Genomic DNA, 1,519 nt, shown 5'->3' on the forward strand with positions numbered 1-1,519 from the left:
GAGGGACGGGCGGCCGGCCGCGCGAGGTGGGCGGGCGGTGAGACCGAGGCGGGTGACGAGGGCCGAGAGCAGATAGAACGCGGTCGTCAGGAGCAGGCAGGCGCGCGGGGACAGGAGTGTCAGGAGGGCGCCGCCCGCCGCGAACCCGGTGATCTGGATGAGGCCCCAGAGCATGTTGAAGACCGAACGGCCCAGGACGTAACCGTCCTTGGGGAGGATCTCGTTCATCAGGCCGCCGCGCACTCCCCCGCCCAGGGAGGCGACCAGTCCCTGGAGGAGCAGGACGACGAAGACCGCCCAGACCGGCAGACCGGGCAGTGCCAGGACCGCCGTACCGGCCGCGAAGGCGAGCGGGATGACGGTCAGGACGGCCCGCGGGGGCAGCCGGTCGGCGCCCGAGAGCAGGAACGCGGCCCCCAGTAACTGCGCCAGCTGCGGCCCGAACATGCTCACCGCCGACAGGAACGGGGAGCCGGTGGCCCGGTAGACCAGGGTGCCGAGGGCGAGGCCGCCGATCGTCTGGGCGGCCGCGTAGCCGGCGAAGGAGAGGAGGAAGGGGGAGTACTCGGGGGTGCGGAAGAGGTCGCGGTAGCTGCGCATGCGGGGAGTCTCAGAGCGGTCGGCGGGTGACGGTTAGTCTTTCGCGCGTCCGCGAAACGACCTGGGGGGTTCATGGGGTGGTGGCAGGTCAGCGCCGACACCCTGGTCCGCAGCCGGTTCGTGGTCTGTCCGTTCACCGAGACCTTCGCGTCCCTGCGGCTGCTGCACACGGGCACCGGCGCCCACCCGGGCGAGGACGCCTGGCTCCGCGCCCACCTGCCCGCCTACCGGGCGCGCCTGGCGTCCGACCCGGTGTCCGCGCTGCTGGTGCGCTCCGGGATGGGCACCTCCTGGATCGCCGACTTCCTCGCGCCCCTGCCGCGCGAGGGGGCGCCCCTGGAGGAGACCCTGGCCCGCATCCGGGCGAGCGACCCGGCTCGCGCGCGGGCGGACCTCCGGGTCTCGCTGCGCGGCCCGCTGCCCGCCGCCCTGGACCGCGACGACCTCCCGGAGCGGGCGGCCGAGCTCCTGGCCCACGTCTGGACGGCGACCGTACGGCCGTACTGGGACCGTCGGCGCCGCATCCTGGAGGCGGACGTGGTGGCCCGGACCGCGCAGGTGAGCCGGGGCGGCTGGGCGGCCGTCATCGACTCCCTGCTGCCGGGGCAGACCCGCTGGCTCGGCGACAACCGGCTCCAGGTGAACCGGCACGAGCGTCCGCCGCGTGACATCCGGGGCGCCGAACTCGTCTTCGTCCCGGTCACGCCGGGGCGCGGCTGGGCGACGTGGGAGGAGCCGGGGCGCTACGCCCTCGTGTACGGGTGCGCGGGCGTGCTCACCGACCCGGGGGCCCGGAGCGTACCCGCGAGTCTCGGCACGCTGCTCGGGGCCGGGCGGGCCCGGGTGTTGGTGCTCCTGGACTCCCCGCTGAGCACCAGCCAGCTGGTCGCCGTGACCGGGCAGGGGCTCGGGTCGGTGG

At 75.0% G+C, this 1,519-nt stretch carries 1 protein-coding gene and 1 pseudogene; one reads left to right on the forward strand and one right to left on the reverse strand.

What is annotated here, in order from left to right; all coding sequences use genetic code 11:
- Nucleotides 1–600: pseudogene (locus tag EHS43_RS44345) on the reverse strand (MFS transporter); the annotation flags it as partial.
- 72 nt (nt 601–672) lie between these two features.
- Here EHS43_RS44345 and EHS43_RS44350 point away from each other — a divergent pair.
- A partial coding sequence (locus EHS43_RS44350; protein WP_125196035.1) for a transcriptional regulator occupies nt 673–1,519 on the forward strand: 847 nt, incomplete at its 3' end.

The organism is Streptomyces sp. RP5T, assembly GCF_003933965.1.
Lineage (GTDB): Bacteria > Actinomycetota > Actinomycetes > Streptomycetales > Streptomycetaceae > Streptomyces.